We start from the raw sequence: 21728 nt of genomic DNA, 5'->3' as shown, positions 1-21728 counted from the left end.
CGCCTCGATCCCGTCGACCTCGACGAGCCCGTTCTTCAGCAGCCGCGACATCGTCGAGTAGACCTGGCCGTAGTGCAGCGGCCGGTCGTGACCGAACTTCTCGTCGAAGGCCCGCTTCAGGTCGTAACCATGGCGCGGACCGGACTCCAGGAGTCCCAGGAGGGTATTGCTGATGGACATGGCGGCACTCTACACACCGTGTATACCCGGTGTGTATACGCGGAGTGTTTAGATCATGGCGGGCGGTACATCCATGCAGGTGGGGGCCTTTGTCACCGTTCTGACACGAATGGCTGGCGCATAGAGCGAACAAGGGCAGGACGCTGGAGGAGATCAAGGCGATATGGCGGCCCCAACCTGAGCCTGGCGCACCGGACCATGGTGGAGGCGTACATGCGGTCCTTCCCGCAGATCGCGAAGGAGATCCACGCGATTGTCTCGATCCGCTCCCACCCCGACCGCCGGGCGACCGCCGTCGGCTGGACCTCCGGCATGGGACGCCTCGGCGCCGTCTTCGACCCGCGGCTCGGCGGCCAGTTGCTCGCCACGGACCACGGCGACTGGGGCTTCACCGCGTTCGCCCTCGCCGGGGTGTCCTCCATGGTCTTCCTCGGCGCCGCCGCGTTGCGCGGTGCGCGGTGCGCGGTCGGCCGGGGCGAGCGGCGCACGGCAGGAACTGATGGGCGCGCACTGGCCGACCCGCACGCCACTCTCAGGTGGTGTGGGCCCGCCGGACGTGCCCGGCGACGAGGGCGTAGACCTCGCGGGCCTTCGCGTCGTCCTTGCCGTCGTAGCCGTGGTCGGCGTCCGCCACGTCGTGGTGGTCGACGAGTGCCCCGGCGGCGCGCAGACGGTCGGCGTACCGGACGCCCTCGGCGCGCAGGAGGTCGTGGGCCGCGGTGATGAGCAGGGCCGGTGCGATGCCCGCGAGGTCGGCCGTGTCCGACGGATGGGCCGGCGAGACCAGCGGGTCGGCGCGCCGGTGCGGGTCGGGGACGTACGACGTGTCGAAGATCTCCGCCATCCAGGGCCGCAGCACGGGTTTGGCGGTGGCGGCCCGCTTGTCCCCGGCGTGGGTCGCGAGGTCCAGCGGCGCGTAGTGCAGGACCTGCAGCGCGATCGACGGACCGCCCTCCTGGAGGGTCTGGCGGGCCACCGCCGCCGCGAGCCCGCCGCCCGCGCTCTGCCCGCCGACGGTGAGCCGGCCGCCGTCCCAGCCGTGTTCAGCGCCGTGCTCGGCGACCCAGCGGACCACCTCGAACGCCTGCCGGGTCGGGGCCGGGAACGGGTGCTGCGGGGCGACGACGTAGTCCACGTTGATCACCACCGCCCCCGCCTCGGCGGCGACGAACCGGCAGAACGGGTCGTCGATCTCCGTCATCGCCAGGACGTAACCACCGCCGTGGAAGTTCACGTGGACCGGCGGAGTCGGCTCGTCGGTCGCGGGCCGGTACACCGTCACCGGGGCCGGCGCCACCGACGTGGGCACCGTCAACTCGACCGCTTCGCGCGGGTAGTCGGGAAAGCGGGCGTGCCAGGAGGCGCGGGAGCCCGGCCCGCTCGTCCTTCGGTCGGCCAGCAGAGCGAGACGTTGCATCGACTTGGCGGCGAAGGAGGCCACCGCCGGCCTGGCCAGGAGGGACATGCGCTTCCGATCGTCGTGCCGGGCGTCCGTAATCATTGACGCCACCCATCATCAGGTTTCCTGATGATGGGGTGAGCAGAAGCTAGCACGGTCAGTCGCGCCTGGCCACGATCCGATAGGCATTCGACAGGCCCAGCCGGTGCGCCAGCGGCCGCAGCGCGAACCGGTCCAGGAGGGTGCCCGCGACCAGGGCGGGGATCCCGGCGACGAGGAGCGCGCCCCGCAGCGTACGGCGCAGGGCACCCGGCGGCTCGGGCAGCCACGGCGCGTCCTCGCGCGGAGCCCCGTGGTCCAGCGCCAGCCATACTGCGGCCAGCAGGTCCACCGGGTCGTGCGGCTCGGCGTGCTGCTCCGCGACCACCGTGAAGCCCAGGTCCGTCAGGCGGCGCCGCAGGTTGGCGACCGGCACGAAGTGCAGGTGCTGCGGCTGCAGCCAGGGCAGCCACCAGCGGCCGAGGACACGCGCGTACCGGCTCTGCGGATCCGGTACCTCGATGAGCAGGTGACCGCCGGGACGCACCACCTGCCGGGCGGCCCTCAGTTCGCGGTCGGGGTCGGTGCTGTGCTCCAGGTAGTGGAACATGCTCACCACGTCGTAGCCGGCGGCGAGTTCGGGCGCCAGGTCGGGGAAGCCGCCCCGGTAGCCGCGCTCCACCCGGCCCTCCCGCTCGGCGAGTTCGACGCCGTCGGTGAAGTCGAGCCCGTCGAAGGCGGTGCCGGGCAGCACGTCACGGGCGGCGGCGCAGAAGTGGCCGTGGCCGGTGCCGACGTCCAGCCACTTCTTCGGGGTGGGGTCGTGCGGCAGCATCGACTCGGCCCGACCGCGGTACATCTTCGTGCGCCCGCCGAAGGTGTCGCCGAGCTTCTTCTCGCCCAGGCCGTCGTAGAAGTCGCGGTAGTAGAACTCCAGGCCCACCTCGTTCAGACGCGGGTTCTGGAAGGTGTGCCCGCACCCCTCGCACCGGTCCAGGACGAAGCGGCCGGGCTTGTGCTGGAGCAGGTCCGTGGTGCGCAGGCGGGTGGTCAGCCGGTCCGAACCGCACCAGGGGCAGACGGTGACGCGGGGCTCGAAGAACCGGTCCACACCGTCGGCCAGGTCGGCCTGGTAGCCGGGACGCAGCGCGGCGATGCGTGCGGTGGGCTTGGTGCCTTCGTCACTCATGACAACTCCCTGGCCAACTCGTCGAGATGGGCCGCCGCGGCAGGCGCCCCGCCGGCCGCGCGGAACGATGTGCGGATCCGGTGGGCCGCCGTTCGGCAGTCGGGCTCGTCGAGTACGGTGTCGAGGGCCGCGCCCAGCTTCCGCGCGGCGACCCGGCCGAACCGCACCCGCACTCCGGCCCCCGCCTCCACGACCTGCCCGGCCACCACCGGCTGGTCGTCGCGGATGGGCGCCACCACGAGCGGAACCCCGTGCCACAGCGCCTCGCACACGGTGTTGTGCCCGGCATGGCAGACCACCGCGTCCACGCCCCTGTCCAACAGGGCGAGTTGGGGCACGGAGGGCACGACCAGGACGTCCTTGTCATCACCCGGCGCCCGCAGCGTTCCGCCGGGATCGACGATCACCCCCTGCACCCGGTCCGCCCGCTCCCGCAGCGCGTCGTGGCACAGGTCGAGGAAGCGGCCGCCGACATCGGTGTTCGCGGTGCCCAGCGTGACCAGAACGGTCGCCCGGCCGGCGTCCAGCCACTCCCACGGGAAGCCGGCCGGGTCCGGACGGGCGGCGATCGACGGACCGACCCAGCGGACCGGCCCGGAGAGATTGCCGGCCGCCCGGCGAGCGGTATCGGGGGCGGTGTGTCGTCTCGCGGCGGTGTCGGTGTGGGCCGGGTCGGTGTGGGTGTCTGCGGGAGGCTCGGCGGTGTCGCCGGTCGGCTTGTCGCCGGTGGCGGTGCCGGTGTCGGTGTCCGGGGCGGCAGGTCGCCCCGTGGCGGTGACCGCGTGCGCCCGGTCGGCTCCGGCGTGCGCGGACAGGCCGACGGCCGGTCCTGCTGCCGGGGTGGCCAGCTCCGGTGTGCTGAAAGCGAGTACGAGACGAGGGGAGAACCGTGGGTCCGCCGTGCCCGCCGGATCCCCGATCAGGGACCGCAGGCCGGACAGCCGCTCCTCGACCCACTCCCGCACCCTGGGGAGCCCGGCCAGCGGGTCGGTGAACTCGGCCGACGTGGTCGCCGAGGTGGCCCACGGCACGCCCAGCCGCTCCGCGACCAGCGCGCCCGCGAAGGCCTGCTGGTCGGCGACCACCACGTCAGGCCGGAACGCCTCGACCGCCGTCGCCACACCCGGCGCCATCGCCTCGGCCAGCGGCAGCAGGTACCACTCCCACAGGAACCTCAGCGCCTCCGGCCCCCGCAGCTCGGGCGGCCGGCTCCCCTCGACCGTCCCGGCGCACGCGAACACCTCGGCGCCGTCCCCCGCCAGCCGTCGTACCAGCCCGGGATCGGCGCACACCCACGCCACCCGGTGTCCGCGCGCGAGGAGCTCCGCGGCGACACCCACGGTCGGGTTGATGTGCCCCGTCAACGGGGGTACGACGAACAGGAACCCGCTCACCGCGCCGCCGCCCCCGCCCGTGCCCCGGACGCCCGGTCGATCAGGGTCAGAATCGCCCCGCCCACCGTGCCCGAGGCCTCGACCAGGACGGAGTGCTCGTGCCCCGGCACCACCACCGTCCGGCAGTCCGGCACCAACGACTCCAGCCAGGGCGCGAGTTCGGCGAGGTCCGAGTCACCGCCGTACACGCCGAGCACCGGGCAGCGCACCGCGCGGATGTGGTCCTCCGTCAGTACCCTGCTGGCCGGGATGTCCCGGCCGAGGGTGGTCTCCCGGGCCAGCCGTGCCGCGCCCCTGGCCAGGCGCGCGGTGTTGTGGCCGCGGTGCGCCGTGATCCACGCGAGGGCGTCGGGCTCGTTGTGCGCCAGCTGGGTCACCACCCGGTGCAGGATGCCGCCCAGCTTCACCGCCCAGGACTCGGTGGCAGGCTCGGACTCGATCAGGCAGACGCTCGCGGCCCGCTCCGGGTGCCGTACCGCGTACCCGAAGGCGATCGTGCCGCCGTAGGAGTTGCCGACCAGGTGGACGGGGCCGGACACGCGCAGCCGGTCCAGCAGCGCTTCCAGGTCGTCGATGTTGTGGTCCAGGGTGTAGCCGGACGCGGGGCGTTCACTGCGGCCGTGACCGCGCAGGTCGTACATGACGACGTCGAGGCCCGCCGCCGCGAACGCGGGGGCCACGGTGAAGTAGTAGCTGGCCAGGCTGTCGGTGAGCAGACCGTGCACGAGCACCACGGTGGCGGTGGCCGGGCGCCCGTCCCGGGGCCCCGTCCGCTGGACGTGCAACCGGACCGCGCCGGCGTCGACCATGGACATCCCTCAGCTCGCCTCCGCCGCCTTCAGACTGGTCACGACGTACTCGACGAGCCGTCCCACGGTGAGTTCGATGATCTCGTCGAAGTCCATCCCGGCCAGGAACTCGGCGAAGTTGACCCGACCGCCGTACCGCTCCTCCAGCAGGCCGGCCAGTGCCACCAGGTCGATGCTCTCCAGTTCGAGGTCGCGGTTGAAGGTGGTCGCCATGCCGATCTCGACGTCGTCGAGGCCGTACTCGTCCTCCAGGAGCGTCGCGAGCATGCCGGTGATGTCGGTGAGGACGCTCTCCTCGTCGGCGGTCACGGGGGTGTGGGGGCTCATCGGCCGTACTCCTTCGCTCGAGTGGGTCCCGTCGTCCAGGCCACGACATAGCGTCGCTCCGGAAGGCGGGGCGGGTTGGTGGCCGGGGCGCAGTGCACGGTGTAGGCGCGTTCCAGGCGGCCGGAGACCGTCAGACGGTCGCCGTCCGGTGTCGCGTCGAGGACGGCGAAGTCCCGTGGCCGGCCGCCGAATCCGGCGCCCTCCGCCTTGGCGACCGCCTCCTTCGCCGTCCAGAAGCGGGTGAACCACAGCGCCTCCGCGTCTCCGGTGGCGCCGGACAGCCCCCGCAACAGGCGCAGTTCCTCCGCGCCGAGCGCCACCGTCAGGGCCTCCGGGGCGCGTTCGGTGACCTCCTCGATGTCGATGCCCGGTCCCGGACCGGGCGTGTGCGGCCGTACGATCGCGACGCCCGCCTCCGCGCGGTGCGCCAGCGACACATCCAGCGGGGGCAGCGCCCGGCCGTGCACCCCGGTGACGTACGGGCGGCCCAAGTCGTCGTTGTGCACCCGCAGTTCGGCGGGGAACACCGGGCCCTCGCCGTGGTCCCACAGCCACCGCCGCACCGCGTCCTTGACCGCGATCCGGCCCAGCAACCACTGCCGGCGGCCCCGCGGGGCGTGCGCGGCGTACTGGGCACGCTCCGGCCCGCCCAGCGAGTTGCGCATGATCAGCTCGCGGGAGGCGAGGTCCGGCCAGCGCTCGAAGAGCAGCGACCAGCCACCCGGCCGGGCCTGCGCGAGGGTATTGCGCTCCGGGAAGCGCTCGACGGGGCGGGTCGTCGGATCGTTGTCGAAGCGGCGGTCCTGCCAGCCGGACACCTCCGCCCACACCACGCCGTCGACCGTCAGCTGGACGTCCGCCTCCAGGACGGTGTCGGTGAGCGAGGTGATCCGCACCAGGCAGTCCACCTCGGTCCCCGGCGCCGGGTGCGGCCCGTGGAAGCGCATCTCCCGCATCCCGACCGGGAACACGACCGTCCGTTCGGTGCGGGTCGCCATGATCCAGTAGCCGAGGATCTGGCCCACGTTGTCCAGCAGGGCACCGGGCGCGGGCGGCGTGGTGATGACGCCCCGCACATGTCTCTCCCCGATCGCGGTCAGCTCACTGACACCCTGGAACGCCGGGCCGTGGAACATCCACCGCTCGCCGTAGAGCTGCGCCGCGGTGTGGTCCGGGACGCGCTCCGAGGCGGGGTCGGTGTGCCAACGGGCCGGCCGCCGCGTGCCGTACGTGTCGGCCACCTCCACCACGGCACGGGCCCGGGGACCGAACGAGACGGCGAGTCGGCCCGGCCCGTCCGGCTCCACGGTGACCGGTACGTCCACGGCGGGCGTCGCCGTCAGCCACTCCTCGAACCGCGCCCCGTGCACGGCCACCGGCACGCTCCCCGCGGCGGCCTCCCGCGCCGCGTCCATCATGTGCCGCACGATCGTCGTCGCCGGGACCACGGGCCAACGGTCGGCGACCTCCGGCCAGTTCGGGCGTTGCGGGAAGAAGCAGTGGTCGAGGAGGTGGGGCATGGCGATGGGGGAGACGTGGAGGGTCTTGTGCCAACGGGTGGGCCGGGGTGCGGGGAGTGTGCCGAGAGGGGCGGGCGCGGGCGTCGCTCGTCGTCCGCTCGCGGTGATGAGGGCGGCGGCCGTGTCGGCCGTGTCCCGCAGGAACGCGTTGAGCTCCGCGGCGACGGGGTCCTGACCTGCGAGCGCGTCCAGCGGCGACGGGGTGGCTTCAGGGGTGGTGTGAGGCGCCGGGTGCGTCGCGGCGAGGTCGGCGCGCAGTTCGGTGAGGGTCTGCGGGGCGAGGGAGACGAGGGCGCCGGAGAGGTCCAGGCGTATGGGCGGCCGTCGCGTTCCCACGGTGGTGGAGGCGGCCGGGACGCGGGCGGCCGACGAGGTGCGCGCGGTGTCGGTTCGCCGGAGCGCCGGAGCCACGCTCGCGCCCGCCGCCCACAACGCGGTGGTCACCCGGAGGAGTTGGGCCAGGCCCGTGCGGTGCGGGGAGTTGGCGGGGACGACGAGGTGGTCGCGGGCGCCGAGGGTGTCGCCGATGAGCGTGCCGAGTCGGCCCGGGCCGACCTGCACGTACGCCCGGTGGCCCGCCGCGTGGAGGGCCTCCGTGAGGTGCCGGAAGCGGACGGGTTCCAGCAGGTGCCGGACGAACAGGGCCCGGATCTCCGCCTCGTCCTCGGGGAAGGGCGCGGCGGTCGTCCCGGACCAGACGGGGACGGTGGGCCGATGGAGCCGGAAACGTTGTGCGGCCTGTCTGATCGGTCCCAGGTAGGGCTCCAGCATCGGCGTGTGGAAGCCCGAGCGGAACGGCAGCACTTGGCTGATCACGCCCCGCGCACGGAAGGACCGTACGAACTCTTCGACCGCCGCGTCCGGCCCGCACACCATCGACTGGCTCGGCGCGTTGTCGTGGGACAGCACGAGCCCGGCTCCCGCCCACTCCTCCTCCAGGGCGGCGAGCACCCGGTGCGCGGGGGCGCCCAGCGCGCCGAAGGCGAGGCCGGGGACGGTCACCGTGTCCGGGTCGAACGTCGCCATGAAGGCGTCGACCTCGTCCCCCGAGTACAGCCCGCCCGCCGTCATGGCGGTCCACTCACCGACGCTGTGTCCCGCGACCGCGTCCGGTTCGACGCCCGTGCGGCGCAACGCGGCGTCCAGGAGGCGGCCGACGGCGACGACATCGAAGCCGTGGCGGCCCACGTCGTCCACCCGGCCTCCGCGGACCGGCGGGCCGGGCAGCCCGAAGTGGGCCGCCACATCGTCGACCTGGGGGGTGAACTCGCCCTCCAGGCCCGGGAAGACGAAGGCCAGCTTCCCCCCTTCGGCCCCCGGGCCGAGCAGGGGTCCCGGCCGGAACCAGACGTCGCTCCGGCCGTGCCAGGCCCGGCCCTTGGCGACCGCCCGGCGGGCCAGTGCGAGCCGCTTGGCGGTCGGCTCCACGATGCCGAGCCGGGCCCGGCCCGCATCCGGGTGCGGGTGCGTGGGGTCCAGACCGGCCGCCGGCAGGGAGTCGTCGTCGGCGTCCAGCAGGGCGGCGAGCCGCTCAGGGCTGTCGGCGGCGAGGAGCAGGACACGCTCGGGTTCGGTGACGGCGAGGGTTGCCTTCGGCGGGGGCCCGGGCGCGCTTGTCGTGTCCTTGAGGGCCGGCACCGGTGGTGGCGCGAGGCGTGTCCGGGGCCCGTGTGCTCGTCGCGCGGCAGCCGCCGGTGCCTCCTCCAGCACCACATGCGCGTTGATGCCCCCGAAGCCGAAGGCGTTCACGGCGGCCCGTCGCACCGGATGGCCGGGGGCCGTCTCCCACGGCGTGGCCTTCTCCAGCGGGCGGAACCGCGTCGCCGCGAGCGCCGGGTGGGGTGTGTCGCAGTGGAGGGTCGGCAGGAGGGTGCCGTGGTGGAGGGCGAGGGCCGCCTTGACGAGCCCGGCGACTCCGGCGGCGGGCATGGTGTGGCCGATCATCGACTTCACCGAGCCGATCACCGCCCGCTCGCCCTCCTGCCCCTCGGCCGGGCCGAACACCTCGGCCAGCGTGGCCAGTTCGGCCGCGTCGCCCGCCGGGGTCGCCGTGCCGTGGGCCTCCAGCAGGCCGACGGAACCGGACGCGGCCGGGTCCAGCCCCGCCGCACTCCAGGCTTGGCGCACGGCCAGGACCTGCCCGCCGGGGTCGGGGTTGACCAGGCCCGCAGCCCGCCCGTCGCTCGCCACTCCGGTGCCCCGGATCACCGCGTAGACCCGGTCGCCGTCGCGCTCGGCGTCGGCGAGCCGTTTGAGCACCACCACACCCGTGCCCTCGCCGATCAGGATGCCGTCGGCGTCCCGGTGGAAGGGGCGGATGCGCTGACTGGGGGAGAGGGCGCGCAGTTGGGAGAAGACGCTCCACAGCGTGATGTCGTGACAGTGGTGGACGCCCCCGGCGAGCATCAGATCGCAGCGGCCGGTGGCGAGTTCGCCCACGGCCTGGTCGACGGCGACCAGTGACGACGCGCACGCGGCGTCCACGGTGTAGGCGGGGCCGCGCAGGTCGAGCCGGTTGGCGACCCGGGAGGCGGCGAGGTTGGGCACCAGCCCGATGGCCGACTCGGGGCTGTCGGGGCCCAGGCTGTCGGTGAACGCCGCGCGGACGCGGTCGAGCTGGGCGGGCGCCAGGTCCGGCAGCAACTCGCCGAGGGTGCGGACGAGTTGGCCGGCTGTTCGCACTCGCTGGTCCAGCCGGACCAGGCCGGGTGTGAGGTAGCCGCCCCGGCCGAGCACGACGCCGACGCGCCCCCGGTCGGGGAGGCGGTCGGTGCCGCCCGCGTCATCCAGGGCGGCGGCGGCCACGTGCAGCGCGATGAGCTGGTCGGGCTCCGTACCGGCCACCGAGTTCGGCATGATCCCGAACCGGGTCACCTCCACCTCGGCCAGCCCGTCCACGAACCCGCCCCGCCGGGCGTACACCCGGTCCGCGACGGCCGGTTCGGAGGCGGTGCCGGGACGGTAGTAGTCGCCGTCCCAGCGGCCGTCCGGCACCTCGGCGATCGCGTCCACACCGTCCCGCAGGTTCCGCCAGTACGCGTCCAGGTCGGCGGCGCCCGGCAGCAGCACCGCCATCCCGACGACGGCGACCGGAACGTGCCGGGACGTCACCGCGACCGACCCCTGTCGATCCGTCACGGAGGGGATCACCAGCCCGACGCGGTGTAGACGACGGACCTGGCCGACGGGTCGCCCCAGGCGAGCTCTCGCAGCAGGGCCGCGGTGCCTTCCTCCGGGTCGATCAGCCGGACCCCGCGCCGGGCGTACTCACGGGCCAGTTCGGGACTCACCATGCCGTGGTGGCCGCCGCCGGGTGCCCACGGGCCCCAGTGCACGGTCAGCGCCCGGTGTCCGGTCCGGGAGGCCCACGCCGTACCGAGGGCCTCCAGGGCGTCGTTGGCGGCCGCGTAGTCCGCCTGACCCCGATTGCCCAGGACGGCGGAGACGCTGCCGAACAGGACCGCGAACGCGGGCGCCTCGGGCAGTTCGTCCAACGCCGTGAACAAGGCGTCCGCGCCCGCTGCCTTCGTGCCGTACACGCGCTGGAAGGACTCCGCCGTCTTCTCCGCGAGGAGCCGGTCCTCGATCACCCCGGCCGCGTGCACCACGCCGTCGAGGCGCCCGTGCTCGGCGTGGATCTCCTTGACCGCCTGGCGCACCGCCTCCGGCTCCCGGAAGTCGACCGAACGGTAGCGGACCCGGCTGCCGAGCGCGGTGACTTCCGCCAGCGTCGCGCTGATCTCCCGCTGAGCGAGGAGGAGCCCCGCGGTGCGGTTGACCTCTGCGGGTGTCGCACCGCCCCGGGCGGCGAGCACCGCGCGCAGTTCGGTGGCGGTGCGGGCGGCGGCGGTCGCCGGGTCCTCGGGGCCGTCGGGGGCGGGGGTCCGACCGAGCAGTTCCACGCGGCACCGGGACGCGGCGGCGAGCGCGACCGCGAACCGGGCGGTGATGCCCCGGGCCCCACCGGCGAGCAGGACCACCGAGTCGCGGTCCAGGCCCAGGGCGGCGGCCTCGGCCACCCCGTCCCCGGCCGGCCCCGCCCCGGTGGTGCCCAGCGCGCCGAGCGGTGTCTCGACCAGCTCCAGGCCGTGCCGGCCCGCCGCCGTGCGCAGGACGACCGGAGCCCGGTCGGAGGCGGCCAGCTCGTCGACCAGCGCACGCGCGACGGCTCCGGGCGAGGTGTCGTGGAGGTCGACGACCCGCGCGACCGTGTCCGGGTACTCGCGGGCCACCGTACGGAACAGCCCGTGCAGCCCGGCCGTCCCCGGGTCCGGCGCGTCCCCGTCGGCGGGCCGGACGGCCAGCAGCCTGCGCGGGCCGCGGGCCAACGCGGCTCGCAGCACCGGGAACGCGTCGGGCAGCACCGGCCCGCCACCGGCCGCGAGCGGGGCGAGGTACAGCACGCCGTCCACAGCGCCGTCCGCCTCGTCGAGCAGATGCTCCCGAGCGCGTACGACGACGTGCGCGCCGTAGGAGAGGAGCAGCGCGCGGACCTCGTCCGCCACGCCCTCCCCACCGTCCCCGAGGACCACGAACCGCGCGCCGGACAGGACGGCGGCGGGGTCTCCGGCGCCGTCCGCCGCGAGGGGAACCGGCCGCAGGAGGTACCGCTTCGGGGGCTCACCGGTCGCTTCGGCCACTTCGGCCGCTTCTGTCATGCCGACAAGGTCGGTCGAGTCGGAAGCGGGCCGTGCGTCCGAGGCCGCGCCGCCCGTGGACGTACCCAGCCGCGCCTCCAGCCAGCCCACCACCGCGGCCGCCGTCCGCGCCTTCGCCAGCTCCTCCAACTCGGCGTCGTCCAGCTCGGCGAGGTCCGTGCCGCCCCTGCTGCCCAGGCGCCTGGCCAGCTCACCGGCGATCTCCGCGCGCTTGATCGAGTCGATACTGAGGTCGGCCTCCAGGTCGAGGTCGGGCTCGATCATGTCCATGGGGTAGCCGGTGCGTTCGCTGATGATCTCCAGCACCACCCGTTCCATGTCGGTCACGCCGGGGCTCTCGTGGCTGAGCTCCGAAAGCGGGGCCGTTTCGGGCTCGGGCACGGTCGTGGCCCCGGCCTGCGCGGTCGGCGCAGAGGCGACCGGCGCCGCGACCGGGCCCGGTGCCGCGACGGCGCCAGGTGCCGTGATCCGCTCGCCGGGTACCGCCCCGAAGTACGTCATCAGCACGTCCCGTTGGGCGGCGATCATCTCGCGGCTGGTGCGCAGGAACTCGGCGACCAGGGCGTCCCGGTCGGACGGGACGCCCTGCGGGGGGTTCGTCGTCACAGTCGTCTCCACGACTCGTCGGGCCGGTGCCAGCGCACCGGGCAGGAGTTCTCCGGCGGCGGTGCGCACCAACTGACCGTCGACGGTCCAGCCGGGCCGCTTCGGCACCGGCGTGCGCACCGCGTCGACGGCGTCCCGGCCGCGCAGCAGCCACCCGGTACGCACCGGCACTCCCGCCACCGCGAGTTGGGCCAAGGCGTCGAGCCAGCCGCGCAGGCCGCTGTCCGGACGCGGCTCGCAGGCCACCGCGCGATGCGGTCGGTCGCCGAGGATCTGGCCGACCAGGCGGGTCAACACGGACCCGGGGCCCGCCTCGACGAAGACACGGGCGCCCGCCTGGTACATCGCCTCGATCTGTTCGACGAAGGCGACCGGCGCTCCGATCTGGGCGGCGAGTTCGGTCCGTACCGCGTCCGCGTCGGCGGCGTACGGGGCGGCGGTGCGGTTGGCCCACACCGGGAACTCGGGCGGGCGTACGGGCCGGGCCGCGAGTGCCTCGGCGAACCGGTCGGACGCGCCCGCGACCAGCGGGCTGTGGAAGGCGCAGGCCACCGGGATGCGCTGGGCGCCGAGCCCGGCCTCGCGCAGCCGCCGCACCGCGTCGCCGACGGCGTCCACGGGGCCGGAGATCACCGTCTGCCGGGGCGCGTTGCGGTTGGCGACGACCACCGAGTCCGGGGTTCCGGCCGCGCGCAGCGCCCGTACGACCTCCTCGGCGCCGGCCGAGACGGCGGCCATGGTCCCGGGGTCGTCCCCGGCGGCCGCGAGGATCGCCGCCGCCCGCTCCGAGCTCAGCTCCAGCAGGGTGCCGGGGTCCAGGGCGCCGGCCGCGCACAGGGCGACCAGCTCGCCGTAGCTGTGCCCGGCCGCCATGTCGGGACGTACCCCCGACGCCGTGAGCAGCGCGTGCGCGGCCAGCCCGGCGACACCCAGCGCGGGCTGCGCGGCCCGGGTGTCGGTGAGCGCCTCCCGCTGCCGGTCGCGCACGGCGTCGTCGAAGGGGGCGGGCGGGTAGAGCGCGCCGGCGTGGTCCCGCCCGAGCTCTTCGAGGGTGTGCCGCAACTCGGGGAAGGCGATGAGGACATCGGCGAGCATCCCGGTGCGCTGACTGCCCTGCCCGGGGAAGAGGAAGGCGACTTTCCCGGGGAGCTCCTGCGCCGCGAGGCCCGCCAGATGGATCCCCCGCGCCGGATCGTGTTCCCCGGCCAGCGCTCGCCGCAACTGTCCCTTCAGCCCCTCCACGTCCGTCGCCACGACGGCGGCCCGGACCGGCTCGTGGCCGGGGTCGGAGCGGCGGGCGGCGCTCAGGGCGAGGTCGCGCAGGCGCCAGGGGCGGCCGGCCGCCTCGGCGGTCTTCAGCAGCTCCTCGATCGCGCGGTGCGCGGCCGCCGTGTCCCGGCCGCGGAAGACGAACAGCTCGGCGGGCCACGCGTCCAGGCCCTGTTCCGGTGGTACGCCGTCGGCGTGAGCGGCCAGCACCACATGGAAGTTGGTTCCGCCGAAACCGAACGCGCTCAGCCCCGCGAGGCGTTGACCTGCCGGAGCGGCCCAGGGCAGGGCCCGCCGGTGGAAGGCGAAGGGGCTGGTGTCCGCGTCCCAGGCCTTGTTGGGCCGTTCGAGGTGCAGGGTGGGCGGGCGGACGCCGGTGTACAGCGCGAGCACGGTCTTGATCAGGCCCGCGAGTCCGGCGGCGCACTTGGTGTGGCCGATCTGCGACTTGACGGAGCCGAGCACGCACCCGCCGGGCCGCGCCCCCGCCGCGTCGAACACCTCGCTCAGTACCGTGAGTTCGGTGCGGTCGCCGACCACGGTCCCGGTGCCGTGCGCCTCGACCAGCTCGACGTCGGCCGGGGAGACCCCCGCGTTGCGGTACGCGCGCTCCAGCGCCATCCGCTGGCCCTCCGGGCGGGGCGCCGTCAGCCCCAGCGAACGGCCGTCGCTCGCGCTGCCCAGCCCCTTGATCACACCGTAGATCCGGTCGCCGTCGCGCTCGGCGTCCGCGAGCCGCTTCAGTACGACGCAGGCGACGCCCTCGCCGAGCGCGATGCCGTCGGCCGAGGAGTCGAAGGCACGCGAGCGGCCGGTGGGGGAGAGGGCGTGCACCGAGGAGAAGAGGACGTAGTCGTTGATGCCGTTGTGCAGGTCGGCGCCGCCGCACAGCACGACGTCGCTGGTGCCGCCGACGAGTTCCTTGCAGGCGACGTCGACCGCGGCCAGGGACGAGGCGCAGGCCGCGTCCACCGTGTAGTTGGCGCCACCGAGGTCCAGGCGGTTGGCGATACGGCCGGAGATGACGTTGGAGAGCATGCCGGGGAAGGAGTCCTCGGTGAGCCTGGGCAGCTGCTCGTCGAGGCCCTCGGGGACCTTGCCGTAGTACGAGGGCAGGACGGCGCGCAGGGTCGCCGCGTTGGACAGGTCGCTGCCCGCCTCCGCGCCGAACACCACCGAGGTGCGCGAGCGGTCGAAGTCCCGTCCGCCGTCGCCGTATCCGGCGTCCTCCAGGGCGCGCCGGGCGGCCTCGAGGGACAGCAGCTGGACCGGCTCGATGCCGCCGAGCGACGTGGGCGGGATGCCGTAGCGCAGCGGGTCGAAGGGGATCGGCGGCAGGAAGCCGCCCCACTTGGAGGCCGTGGTGCCCTGGGCGTGGTGGACGTCCGGGTCCCAGCGCTCGGGCGGCACCTCGGTGACGGCGTCGTGTCCGCCGAGGACGTTCGCCCAGAACGTGGGGAGGTCGGGGGCCTGCGGGAACATGCACGCCATGCCGACGACGGCGACGTCGAGCGGAGCGGGCGCCGGCCGCTCCCGGACGGCCTCGACGCCCAGCCGCGGGCGCAGCGCCTCGGCCCGTGCGGTGAGGAAGTCCGCCGCACCCGTCGTCACCGAGCGGTGCAGGGCCTCGACCGTGGTCGTCGCCGAGCGCAGGACGGCGACCTGACCTGCCATGAACATGCCATCCATGAGTTGGCGTTGCTCGTCCACAGGTGCGAGGGCCCCGCCCGTGTCCCGCTCGACTCCCTTGCTCGCGATCCGCAGCCGCCCCACGTTGAGCCGCTCCAGCTCCTCCCAGACGCCCCTGTCGGGCACCCCGGCGGCACGCAGCCGCGCCTCGTGCGAGCGGTAGTCGGCGGTGAACGGACTGGGCAGGCAGCGGGTGGCGTGTCCGGGCGCGGTCTCCAGCAGGGTCGTACGGTCCGCCGCCAGCACCCGCCGCTGGAAGAGCGGCCGGATCGCGCCGTGTGCCACGGCCTCCTCGGTGAACAGGTACGCGGTGCCCATGAGCACGCCGACAGCCGCGCCGCGCGCCGTGAGCGGGGCGGCGAGCGCGGCCACCATCGCCGCCGACCGCTCGTCGTGGACGCCGCCCGCGAAGAACACCTCGACATCGGCGGCGGGCACGTCGGGGTGGTCGTCCAGGAAGTCCTCCAGGACCGCCACCTGGGCCTCCCACAGCGGGAAGCCGGCGCGCGGCCCCACATGCCCGCCGCACTCGGACCCCTCGAACACGAACCGGCGTGCCCCGGCCCGCAGGAACTGCCCCAGCAGCCCCGGCGACGGCACGTGCAGGAAGGTGCGGATCCCCTCCCGCTCCAGCGCCTGGGCCTGGGAGGGCCGCCCGCCCGCGATGATCGCGTGCGTCGGCCGCAGCTGTCGTACCGCCTCCAACTGCGCGGCCCGTACGTCCTCGGGCGCGAACCCGAGCACACCGACGCCCCAGGGCCGGCCGGCCACGGCGGCCCGGGTCCGCGTGAGCATCTCCCGCGCCCGCTCACCGCTCGCCAGCGCCAGCGCCAGGAACGGCAGCGCACCGTCGGCGGCCACGGCGGCGGCGAACGCGGCTTCGTCGCTGACCCGGGTCATCGGCCCCTGCGCGACGGGCAGCCGCGTACCGAGCGCCCGGCTCATCGCCGACTCCGCCCGCAGCGCCCCGCCCGGCCCGTCGTCTCCTACGGCCTCCCGCACCGCGTCCGTCAGGGCGCGCACCGTCCGCCCGACGTCACCCCAGCGGTCGGCGAAGCGGGCGGCGAGGAAACCGTCCTGCCCCACCGGCAGCAGCTGGGTGCGCGGATCCTGGGCGCCCAGCGCCGCCGCCACCGCCGCGGGGTCGTCCGCCGGGATCCGCGGGGCGTCCGGGCCACGGCGCAGCAGGACGCGATGGCCGGCCAGCACGACGGTCTCCGAGCCGTCGAGGGAGCGCAGCGCGGCGGCGGCCGCCGCCGGCAGCGAGCACTCGGCCAGCAGCGCGAGCTGGGTGTCCAGGACGACCCCGGCCGCCCCGCCGGTCAGCGCGGCGGCCGCCGTACGGGGGCCGATGCCGCCGCAGGCCCACACCGGGAGCTCCAGGTCGGGCGCGGCGAGCAGCCGCTGCAGCAGGACGAAGGTGCTGAGCTCACCGATCCGGCCGCCGCTCTCGCTGCCCCGCGCGATCAGCCCGTGCGCGCCGGCGCGGACCGCCTCCCGCGCCGCGTCCAGGTCCGTGACCTCCACCAGCACGCGGTACCGGGCGGCCAGGTCCCGCACCGGCCACGCCGCGTCCGCGGCGAGCACGACGGTACGGAGTGGGTCGGCGCCCGTCCGTGGCGTGAGGTCCGCCGGGACCAGGAGGCAACGCGCGTCGACACGGACGCCGAAGGGGCCGGGCGCCAGGCGGCGAAGACGTGCCAGCGCCTCGCGGGCTCTCCGGTCACCGGTCCCCAGGTCGAGTACGCCGAGCCCGCCGGCCCGGGTGATCGCCGCGGCGAGCCTGGGGTCGGGCTCACCGAACGGGGTGATGCCGATGAACACGTCCTCGGAGCGCACAGCGAACGTCATGATTCTCCGAATCAAGGATGAACTGCACGGTGGGGGGTGCGGCACAACAAAGACGGCGAATCGGAATTCACCGGAGGGCATGAGGGTTCCGGTCCGGTTATTACTCGCGGGTCAATGTTGAACGACTGTCGCTGTTCGGCGCCGCATTGATCCGGTCAATCATCGACCGTGTCCCGAAGGTCGGAAACCGGATCAATTCCCTTGCCCGGAGGACCGGTCAACCTCGCCTCACATCGCCGAAGTCGCGCTTGAACCGCTGAAGCGTCGCGGCCGGGCTGCGCTGTACACGTATGAGGCCGACGGCTGGGTGAAACGTTTCAAAGATCATGCTGGAGTGCGGTGTGAACGCACCGCCGGGGGTGCGGTAGTGTTTACCTGCGCGATCACGTGGGTCACCACGTGCGGCGCACCGGGACGTGGCGCAGCTTGGTAGCGCACTTGACTGGGGGTCAAGGGGTCGCAGGTTCAAATCCTGTCGTCCCGACTTGCTGAGAGCAGGTCAGAGACCGTCTTGGAATGATCCGAGGCGGTCTCTTCCATGTTCCGGTGGCGCGGTGCGCCGCCTCCCACCCCCGACCGCTTCCTTCGAGCCCCCCGAAGAACCCCGCGCGCCCGTAAAACGCTTGGACCGCGCGGGTGTCGACGCGGGACACTTCGGTCTCTGGCCTGCGCGTACTCGCACCATGGGGCGTGCCTCGAGCGACGGCAGCCGTCCGGACCAGCACGCGGGCCGCCACACGACACCACAGGGTGGTTATGGGATCGCCTGAATCGCGCGAGGTTCCGCCGCGCAGGGGCTCGGTGCTCCTCGCGCTTCGTTACTACGGACGGGAATTGGCCCGGCTGCGTCGGCTGACGGCGCCCGCCATGCTGCTGCCGGCGCTCGGCAACATCGGCGTGAACTACATCGCGCCGTTGGTCGTCGCGAAACTCGTCGGCCGGATCTCCGGGGACGCCGGGATCACGCTCGGCTCGACGCTGCCCTACGTCCTCGGCTTCGCCGGGGTCCTCCTGCTGGCGGAGACGCTGTGGCGCGTCGGCATACATTGCCTGAACCGTCTCGACGCCCTCGGTGTCGAGCAGTTGTACGTGATCGGCATGGACGAACTGTTCGCCAAGGACTCGGCGTTCTTCCACGACAACTTCGCCGGGTCGCTGACCAAGCGGGTCCTGAGCTTCGCCTCCCGTTTCGAGGAGTTCGTCGACACCCTGACCTTCCAGATCCTGGGCCGGTTCGTGCCGCTCCTGTTCGGGGCGGTGGTGCTGTGGCGCTACGAACCGCTGCTCGTGGTCGGGCTCCTGGTGATGATCGCAGCGACGGCGCTGTGCGTCGCGCCCCTCATCCGTCGCCGGCAGAGGCTCGTCGACCAGCGCGAGGAGGCGATCGCGCGGGTGTCGGGCCATGTCGCCGACAGCCTGATGAACATGGACACGATCCGGGCCTTCGCCGCCGAGGAGCGCGAGGCCGCGGAGCACCGCTCCCGTGTCGCGGTGTCGCGGCGGCTCATGGTGAAGTCGTGGGACTACGGCAACCTGCGCATCGACACGCTGGTCGCACCGATGTCGGTGCTGACCAACGCCCTGGGCCTGCTGCTCGCGGTCACGCTGGGCGGCGGCGCGCACGGTGTCGAGGCGGTCGTGGTCGCCTTCACGTACTACAGCAACGCGACGCGGATCATGTTCGAGTTCAACCAGGTCTACCGGCGGCTGGAAAGCTCGATGACGGAGGCCGCGCAGTTCACGGAACTGCTGCTGACGCCGCCGAGCGTGCTCGATCCGGTGTCGCCGGAGCCGCTGCTGCCCCGGGGCGCCGACATCCGCTTCGAGCGGGTGACCTTCGCCCACACCGGTGCGGGGCCGCTCTTCGAGGACCTCGACCTGGCCGTACCCAGCGGGGCGAAGATCGGTCTCGTCGGCCGGTCCGGTGGGGGCAAGACCACGCTCAGCCGGCTGCTGCTGCGGATGGCGGACATCGACTCCGGCCGGATCCTGATCGGGGGGCAGGACATCAGCCGGCTGCGTCAGGCCGACCTGCGCGGCCTGATCGCCTACGTGCCGCAGGACCCGGCGATGTTCCACCGCACGCTCCGCGACAACATCGCGTTCGCCCGGCCCGACGCCACCGACGCCGAGATCCGCCGCGCGGCCGAGGCGGCGCACGTCACGGAGTTCGCCGACGCGCTGCCGGACGGTTTCCACACCCTCGTCGGCGAGCGCGGCGTCAAGCTGTCCGGCGGGCAGCGCCAGCGGGTCGCTCTCGCCCGGGCGATCCTGCGCGACGCGCCGATCCTGCTTCTCGACGAGGCGACCAGCGCCCTGGACTCCGAGAGCGAGATCCTGGTCCAGGAGGCGTTGTGGCGGCTCATGGAAGGCCGGACGGCGCTCGTGGTGGCGCACCGGCTCAGCACGGTCGCCGGCATGGACCGACTCGTCGTCCTCGACCGCGGCAGGATCGTCGAGCAGGGCACGCACGAGGAACTCCTCGCGCTGGACGGCGCCTACGCGAAACTGTGGCAGCACCAGTCGGGAGGCTTCCTCGACGACAGCCCGGCGGGAGCCGACCTGCTCTGAGGCCGGCGGGGGGTCGCTCTGGGCTGAGGTCGGCCCGGCGGGGTCGACCTGGGCCGAGGCGAGGCCGACGGCCACCCTCGCGCAGGCCGCGCGGAATCAGCACGGCGTACCCGGTGGCGCGGGCGAGTTGACGGGCGGTGGGCAGGGAGTCCCGCGGGGTGCCGGCGAGCCGCGGGTCCCCGTGCAGGTACAGCACCGTCTGCTCCACCCGGGTGCGCCCGGGACGCGCCTCCGGCCCGAACGGCCCTTCGCCGACGCGGGGGGCGAGGGTCATCACCTTCTCCGCCGGTCGCCGGCGTTCCACGGACACCCCCGCCGGGCGAAGGCAGCGGCGGCCTCGCGGGGCGTCCTCGTCCGTAGGGTCGGGTTCTCGGCCTCGCCGGCCCGCCGGTCGCTCCGGGCGGCCGTTGGGGAGGCGTCGGTGCCGCGATCGGGTTCCGGTCGCGGTCGAAGCCGTGGAGCCGGACACGGAGTTGGGCGATGCGCTCCAGGCCGGTCAGCTCGACGGCGGCACGATTGGGCGGGGGCGGAGAGGAGGAGCTCGGCCAGGGGGGAAGGCGGTGGTGAGGCTCGTCAGGTCGTGATGCCGTCGGCCGGCTGACAGATGGATGGCCAGGCGCTCGGAACATTACGAGGCACCGCGCGTCCCTCGGACCGGCGGATTTCCCCTCTGCGTTCCTCGCCGCCTTCCCGTCACGGTCCTCTCCGCCACCCACCTGTTGGACACCCTCTTGACTGCGGCCCCCGGCGGATCGACACTCCGAAGAGGAATCCTAGTGAAAAGGTAGGGAAACATGAGGCGCATGGAGGCGGTCGCCGGCCGAGTGAGCCGCACGTCGCGGCCGACGCCTCTTCTGACCTCCCGCCGTCACATCGATCTGCTGCGCGTCTGCAGCTCGATCGGCCCTCGGGGCTAGCACCACGTCCCTGCGCCCCTGCTCGACGTCGCTTCCGTCGCGCGTAGTCCGCGCGCCCGCCTCCGGGGAGAACCATGTCCGTCACACCGCCGGCCGCCCACCCGACCCAGCTTTCCGCCCCGGCCTTCCGGGGCCGGATCGGCCGGGACGCCCGCAGTGGCCACTACGCCGTGCCGCGCCGCTACCGCCTCCATCTGTCGCCCGCCACCGCCCCCGGCCTGCGCATCGCCGTCACCCACGGACTCCTCGGCCTCGACGCGGCCTGTCCGGTGACCCTCCTGCCCGAGGTCCCCGACTGTCCCGACGGCGGCCACTCCGCCCTGCGGCCGCTGTACGACGCCAGCGCGCACCGCTACACCGGAGCGGCCCTCGGGCCGGTGCTCAGCGACGACTGGTCCGGGCGGATCGTCAGCACCCACGCCCCCGACATCACCCGAGACCTGGCGCGAGGCTTCGGCGGCGGCCGGCCGGCGCTGTACCCGTACGGCGGCGACTCGGAGATCCAGGCCGTCGAGCGGTTGTGCGCGGAGGGCATCGAGGAGGCCGCGCAGCGCGCCGGAGCGCCCGACACCGAGCCGGCCGAACGCGCCGCCGCACTGGAGAAGCTTCTCACCACCCTGGACACGCTGGACCGCAGCCTCACCGGCTACTCGTACCTGATCGGCGATCAGATCACCGCGGCGGACATCGCGTTGTGGGTCGCCCTGGTCGAACTCGACACCGTGCACCGCCACCACCTGGACGCCACCGCCGTCCACCGCATCGCCGACCACCCAGCCCTGTGGGCCTACGCCCGCCGCCTCGCCGCCCGCCCGGCCTTCGGCGCACACCTCGACCTCGACGGCATCGCCCGCCGCCACCAGGCCCAGTGCCGGGGGCTCGAGGCCGCTGGATCGGCCGTCCAGATCCTGGACTGGGCCGCCCACGCGGCAGGCCGCGGCGATACTCCTCCGCAGGTCAACCGCCCCTGAGCGGTTCCACATTGTGGGCCCGCGTTGACATTCTGACCTACCGACTGCGTTACTTGCGACGCAGACGGCGCGAAGGCCCACCGGGCCGGAACAGTGACGGTGACGACATGTACGCAGCTCCCAGGACGGCGACCCGCCGCCCCCTGAGCCGCGTACTGTCGTACCCCCTCGTGGCCAACCGCTCCGTCGATCTGCTGCGCGTGAACAGCGCCCTCTGTACGGCACCGGGCCGTGCCCGTTGTCGGGGCTGACGTCCTTCCAGCCCCGCACCTCGCACAACAACACCGCCTCAGCGGTGTGCCGTTCCCCCTGTAGAGCCCCCGGTTCCGTGCACTCCCC

At 73.9% G+C, this 21728-nt stretch carries 11 protein-coding genes and 1 tRNA gene; 4 read left to right on the top strand and 8 right to left on the bottom strand.

Annotation, left to right across the window (positions count from 1 at the left end; genetic code table 11):
* The 8 genes from IG99_RS30080 to IG99_RS30040 form a co-directional block, all read right to left on the bottom strand.
* On the bottom strand, positions 1–180 hold a 180-nt coding region (locus tag IG99_RS30080), incomplete at its 3' end, for a PadR family transcriptional regulator (protein ID WP_037679310.1).
* Between the two features lie 532 nt (positions 181–712).
* Positions 713–1645, bottom strand: coding sequence for an alpha/beta hydrolase (locus tag IG99_RS30070; RefSeq protein ID WP_037679306.1), 933 nt, complete (start codon positions 1643–1645; stop codon positions 713–715).
* A 91-nt stretch (positions 1646–1736) separates the two neighbouring features.
* A complete protein-coding gene (locus tag IG99_RS30065; RefSeq protein WP_199815634.1) occupies positions 1737–2807 on the bottom strand; it encodes a class I SAM-dependent methyltransferase in 1071 nt (356 codons plus the stop codon).
* Positions 2804–4201 (bottom strand): glycosyltransferase, encoded by a 1398-nt coding sequence (locus IG99_RS50605; protein ID WP_037679304.1) that lies wholly within the window; start codon positions 4199–4201, stop codon positions 2804–2806. Before IG99_RS50605 ends, IG99_RS30065 begins: the two co-directional genes overlap by 4 nt.
* Positions 4198–5016, bottom strand: a complete 819-nt coding sequence (locus tag IG99_RS30055; protein ID WP_037679303.1) for an alpha/beta fold hydrolase — start codon at positions 5014–5016, stop codon at positions 4198–4200. Before IG99_RS30055 ends, IG99_RS50605 begins: the two co-directional genes overlap by 4 nt.
* A 3-nt stretch (positions 5017–5019) precedes the next feature.
* The gene (locus tag IG99_RS30050; protein ID WP_037679301.1) at positions 5020–5337 is read right to left on the bottom strand and encodes an acyl carrier protein; all 318 of its coding nucleotides are present in this window, start codon (positions 5335–5337) and stop codon (positions 5020–5022) included.
* Positions 5334–9932 (bottom strand): type I polyketide synthase, encoded by a 4599-nt coding sequence (locus IG99_RS30045; RefSeq protein WP_051866066.1) that lies wholly within the window; start codon positions 9930–9932, stop codon positions 5334–5336. The genes IG99_RS30050 and IG99_RS30045 overlap by 4 nt, the downstream gene beginning before the upstream one ends.
* Positions 9933–10003: 71 nt before the next feature.
* Positions 10004–16930 (bottom strand): type I polyketide synthase, encoded by a 6927-nt coding sequence (locus tag IG99_RS30040; RefSeq protein ID WP_037679297.1) that lies wholly within the window; start codon positions 16928–16930, stop codon positions 10004–10006.
* Between the two features lie 410 nt (positions 16931–17340).
* Between IG99_RS30040 and IG99_RS30035 the strand changes: the two genes are divergently transcribed.
* The 4 genes from IG99_RS30035 (at position 17341) to IG99_RS30025 (ending at position 21389) form a co-directional block, all read left to right on the top strand.
* A tRNA-Pro gene (locus tag IG99_RS30035) sits at positions 17341–17414 on the top strand.
* A gap of 272 nt (positions 17415–17686) precedes the next feature.
* Positions 17687–19501, top strand: coding sequence for an ABC transporter ATP-binding protein (locus tag IG99_RS30030; RefSeq protein ID WP_078947985.1), 1815 nt, complete (start codon positions 17687–17689; stop codon positions 19499–19501).
* 794 nt (positions 19502–20295) lie between these two features.
* Complete coding sequence (locus IG99_RS51725; protein ID WP_324606143.1) at positions 20296–20418, top strand: putative leader peptide; 123 nt, start codon at positions 20296–20298, stop codon at positions 20416–20418.
* 74 nt (positions 20419–20492) lie between these two features.
* A complete protein-coding gene (locus tag IG99_RS30025; protein ID WP_037679294.1) occupies positions 20493–21389 on the top strand; it encodes a glutathione S-transferase C-terminal domain-containing protein in 897 nt (298 codons plus the stop codon).
* Positions 21390–21728 lie beyond the last annotated feature (339 nt).

Origin of the sequence: Streptomyces griseus subsp. griseus, from assembly GCF_000720255.1 — a bacterium.
Taxonomy (GTDB): Bacteria; Actinomycetota; Actinomycetes; order Streptomycetales; family Streptomycetaceae; genus Streptomyces; species Streptomyces griseus_I.
The sequence above is the reverse complement of the archived record's forward strand: the minus strand, read 5'-3'. Positions and strand labels throughout refer to the sequence as shown.